The following is a 4,394-nucleotide window of genomic DNA, read 5'->3' on the forward strand; positions in this document are numbered from 1 at the left end:
CTTGATGAACCGCTGGATGAGCACGTTCTGCTTCGTGGAGTGCAGCGTCTCGATGATGCGGCTGCGACTCGGTGAGGGGCACCGCCGATGCGAGCCCGGAGGGGACGGGAACGCCGGAAGCGGCGGGGCGGCGCGGGGTCAGGATGGTGTCCGCGTCCAGCGGCAGCACGGCGTCGCCGGCGTCCGCCACGGCGACGGGCCTGGCGCGGCCCATGAGGATCGTGTCGGCGTCCGCGGCGGACGCCTGGGGTCGCCGGGGGGCGACGGGCGAGTTCCACTCGAGCGCCGAGGCGCGAAGGCCGGCCCGCGCGTGCGGGACGACGTCGTGGGTCTCACCCAGGTGATCGAGCGGCGCATCCGCCCCGACGATGCGGATGGCGATCACGGCGTCGAAGTCGGCGAGGTGCCAGGGGCGGATGCCGCGCGCATCGAACCGCCTCGTGCCGCCGGGCGACGTCAGGTCGACGACCGCGTCGCCGCGCACGACGGCCGTGACCTCGGCGGGCGAGTCGCCCGGCCACCACACGATGCCGAACGACTCGACGGCGTCGGCGCCGCCGAGTGGAACCCGGCTGACGAGGGCCTCGATGGTCACCGCCTCGTCGGCCGCCGCCGACGCCAGCGCACTGGTGGCGGCGTCGGGGGCCGGCGCGGCGATCGCGGCGATGAAGCGGTCGCCGACGACGATGTCCCATGCGGGCGCGCCCGGCACCGCTGCGCTCGTGACGGATCCGGCCACCATGTCGACCAGTCTGGCACCGCGCGCGACGTCACGTCGGCCGTCCTTGGCTCGGCACGGGTGATCGGTGGTTGACGCGATGAATCAGTTTGGAATCAGTTGCGAACCGGGCTTCTTTCGACGGAATCGCTTGCCAGTGGCATCCGTCGCTGACATGATCGACGCATGACGAACTCCGCGCGTCCCGCGCAGCTTCGGCCGGTGCACCTCGACGACGTCTCCAAGGCGATCATCGAGCAGCTCCAGGCCGACGGCCGGCGCTCGTACGCCGACATCGGGAAGGCGGTCGGGCTGTCCGAGGCCGCGGTCCGCCAGCGCGTGCAGCGGCTGACCGAGTCGGGCGTCATGCAGATCGTCGCCGTGACCGACCCGATGCAGCTGGGATTCACCCGGCAGGCCATGATCGGCATCCGCGCGGGCGGCGACACGCGGGAGCTCGCCGAGCGGCTCGCCGAGATCCCCGAGCTCGACTACGTCGTGCTCACGGCCGGCAGCTTCGACCTCCTCGCCGAGGTGGTCTGCGAGAACGACGAGGAGCTCATCAACCTGCTGAACTCCCGCATCCGCAACCTGCCGGGCGTGCAGAGCACCGAGACGTTCGTGTACCTGAAGCTGCAGAAGCAGTTCTACAACTGGGGCACCCGCTGAGCGGGCGACCCGAACCAGGAGGACATCCATGACCACCCTCGACTCACCGACGAGCCTCGACGCCGTGCGCTACGACAACGCCGACCTGCAGCAGAAGGCGAAGGACCACCTCTGGATGCACTTCTCGCGGCAGTCGACGATGGAGGCGTCGGGCGTGCCGATCATCACCCGCGGCGAGGGCCACCACATCTTCGATGTCGACGGCCGCAGGTACTTCGACGGCCTGTCGGGGCTCTTCGTCGTGAACGCCGGCCACGGGCGCCGGCGGCTGGCCGAGGTCGCCGCCAAGCAGGCGGAGCAGCTCGCGTTCTTCCCCATCTGGTCGTACGCGCATCCCTCGGCGATCGAACTCGCCGACCGGCTCGCGGACTACGCGCCGGGCGATCTCAACCGCGTCTTCTTCTCGACGGGCGGCGGCGAGGCCGTCGAGACCGCGTTCAAGCTCGCGAAGTACTACTGGAAGCTGAAGGGCCAGCCCACCAAGCACAAGGTGATCTCGCGGGCCGTCGCCTACCACGGCACCCCCCAGGGCGCCCTCGCGATCACCGGCATCCCGGCCATGAAGGCGATGTTCGAGCCGCTCACGCCCGGCGGGTTCAGGGTGCCGAACACGAACTTCTACCGTGCGGCCGAGGTCGGCGCGCCGGCCGACGACCTCGAGGCGTTCGGCATCTGGGCCGCGAACCGCATCGAGGAGATGATCCTCTTCGAGGGCCCCGAGACGGTGGCCGCGGTCTTCCTCGAGCCGGTGCAGAACTCGGGCGGATGCTTCCCGCCGCCCCCCGGGTACTTCCAGCGCGTCCGCGAGATCTGCGACCAGTACGACGTGCTGCTCGTCTCCGACGAGGTGATCTGCGCCTTCGGCCGGATCGGCCACATGTTCGCGTGCGACGCGTACGGCTACGTGCCCGACATGATCACGTGCGCGAAGGGGATGACCTCGGGCTACTCCCCCATCGGGGCCACGATCGTCTCCGAGAAGATCTACGAGCCGTTCGCCACCGGGACGACGTCGTTCTACCACGGGTACACCTTCGGCGGCCACCCGGTCTCGGCGGCGGTCGCCCTCGAGAACCTCGACATCTTCGAGGAGGAGGGGCTGAACGAGCGCGTGCGCGAGAACTCGCCCCGCTTCCGCGCCGAGCTCGAGAAGCTCCTCGACCTGCCGATCGTCGGCGACGTGCGCGGCGACGGGTACTTCTTCGGCATCGAGCTGGTGAAGGACAAGGCGACGCGCGAGACCTTCGACGACGACGAGTCGGAGCGGCTGTTGCGCGGATTCCTCTCCAAGGCGCTGTTCGACGCCGGACTCTACTGCCGCGCCGACGACCGGGGCGACCCCGTGATCCAGCTCGCGCCGCCGCTCACGATCGGCGTGCCCGAGTTCCAGGAGATCGAGCAGATCCTGCGAGGAGTGCTCACCGAAGCCTCGAACCGGCTCTGATGGCCGCGCTCCGTCAGGCGACGGACGGCAGCACGGCGACGTACCGGCAGGCGAGCTTCTGGCTCGACGACCTCGTCGAGTCGGGCGCGGACGACCTGGCGCCCCGAGCCGCACTGACGTCCGATGCGTCGTTCGACGTCTGCATCGTCGGCGGCGGGCTGACCGGCCTGTGGACGGCGTACGCACTCGCGAAGGCGGAGCCCCACCTGCGGATCGCCGTGCTCGAGCGCGAGATCGCCGGCTTCGGCGCGTCGGGCCGGAACGGCGGATGGTGCTCGGCCCTGTTCCCGCGCTCGGCCGCCTCCCTCGAGCGGGAGCACGGATTCGAGGCAGCCGTCGCCATGCGGCGCGCCATGGTCGACACCGTCGAGGAGGTCGGTCGCGTGACCCGGGCAGAGGGCATCGAGTGCGACTACGAGCACGGCGGCACGGTGGTCTTCGCGCGCGACGACGTGCAGCGATCCGCGGCTGCCGCCGACATCGACGAGGCGCGTCGGTTCGGCGTCGATCGCCCCGAGTACTGGGAACCGGTCGTCGTCGCCGGACGGTTCGGCGCGTCGGGACTGGACGGAACGGCCCCGGCGGCAGTGTTCGATGCGGCCTGTGCGAGGCTGCATCCGGCGAAGCTCGTGCGAGGACTCGCCCGCGTGGTGGAGTCGCTCGGCGTGGCGATCTTCGAGCGCACCGAGGTCGTCGACTGGGCCGCGGGGGCGGTCCGCTTCCGTGGTGTCGACTCCGGGGCCCACGGCACGGTCAGGGCGCGTCGGGTGATCATCGCGCTCGAGGGCTACGCCTCGCAACTCCCTCGCGCTCGCCGGCGCATCCTCCCCATCTACTCGCTGATGATCGCGACCGAACCCCTGCCCGAGGATGCCTGGAACGATATCGGGATCGCCCACGGCGAGACGTTCAGCGACTACCGGCATCTGCTCATCTACGGTCAGCGCACGGCCGACAACCGATTCGCGTTCGGCGGTCGCGGCGCCCGCTATCACTGGGGAAGCGCCGTCGACCCCGCATTCGAGCGGGTCGACGTGGTCTTCGCTCACCTGCACCGTGCACTCCGCGAGCTCTTCCCGGCGGTGGGCGACGCGCGGATCACGCACCGCTGGGGCGGCCCGCTCGGCATCGCGAGGGACTGGCACGCGACGGCGAGCTACAACCCGAGGACCGGCGTCGGCTTCGCCGGTGGATACGTGGGCGACGGGCTGTCGACGACCAACCTCGCGGGGCGCACCCTGGCCGACCTCGTGCTCGAGCGCTCGACCACGCTCACCGCCCTGCCGTGGGCCGACCATCGCTCGCCGTTGTGGGAGCCCGAGCCGCTGCGCTTCGCGGGCGCGAACCTCGGCGTGCTCGGCATGCAGCTCGCCGATCTGGAGGAGCGGGTCACCGGGCGGCCATCGCTCACCGCGCGACTGCTGGGTCCGCTCACCGGCCACTGACGTCGGGCTCGGGGGCGGCGAAGGCCCACTCCGGCAGCGCGCCACTGCTCAGGAACGCGCTGAGCAGGGCCGCCATCGAGAGGTCGGGTTCCGCGGCGACCGCACGATCGACGAGCGC

General features: G+C 70.9%; 3 protein-coding genes and 1 pseudogene. 3 read left to right on the plus strand and 1 reads right to left on the minus strand.

Annotated elements, in window-relative coordinates; translation table 11 throughout:
• Positions 1 to 742: pseudogene (locus tag GH736_RS17980) on the minus strand (hypothetical protein); the annotation flags it as partial.
• 162 nt (positions 743 to 904) lie between these two features.
• On the opposite strand from GH736_RS17980, the gene GH736_RS17985 reads away from it, so the two are divergent.
• From GH736_RS17985 to GH736_RS17995, 3 genes are read left to right on the plus strand one after another with little or no spacing between them, the layout of a single operon-like run.
• Positions 905 to 1,387 carry an Lrp/AsnC family transcriptional regulator gene (locus GH736_RS17985; protein WP_159605769.1) on the plus strand — a complete coding sequence of 161 codons (483 nt, stop codon included), beginning with the start codon at positions 905 to 907 and terminating at the stop codon, positions 1,385 to 1,387.
• A gap of 28 nt (positions 1,388 to 1,415) precedes the next feature.
• On the plus strand, positions 1,416 to 2,831 hold the full coding sequence (locus GH736_RS17990) for an aspartate aminotransferase family protein (RefSeq protein WP_159605771.1): 1,416 nt from the start codon (positions 1,416 to 1,418) through the stop codon (positions 2,829 to 2,831).
• Positions 2,831 to 4,276, plus strand: a complete 1,446-nt coding sequence (locus GH736_RS17995; RefSeq protein ID WP_159605773.1) for an NAD(P)/FAD-dependent oxidoreductase — start codon at positions 2,831 to 2,833, stop codon at positions 4,274 to 4,276. Before GH736_RS17990 ends, GH736_RS17995 begins: the two co-directional genes overlap by 1 nt.
• Positions 4,277 to 4,394: the final 118 nt, after the last annotated feature.

The organism is Agromyces humi, assembly GCF_009720255.1.
Taxonomy (GTDB): domain Bacteria; phylum Actinomycetota; class Actinomycetes; order Actinomycetales; family Microbacteriaceae; genus Agromyces; species Agromyces humi.

What these genes read in the sequence shown, in the direction of transcription:
- GH736_RS17995 (WP_159605773.1), top strand. Translation starts at nt 2,831, where the DNA reads ATGGCCGCGCTCCGTCAGGCGACGGACGGCAGCACGGCGACGTACCGG.
- GH736_RS17985 (WP_159605769.1), top strand. Translation starts at nt 905, where the DNA reads ATGACGAACTCCGCGCGTCCCGCGCAGCTTCGGCCGGTGCACCTCGAC.
- GH736_RS17990 (WP_159605771.1), top strand. Translation starts at nt 1,416, where the DNA reads ATGACCACCCTCGACTCACCGACGAGCCTCGACGCCGTGCGCTACGAC.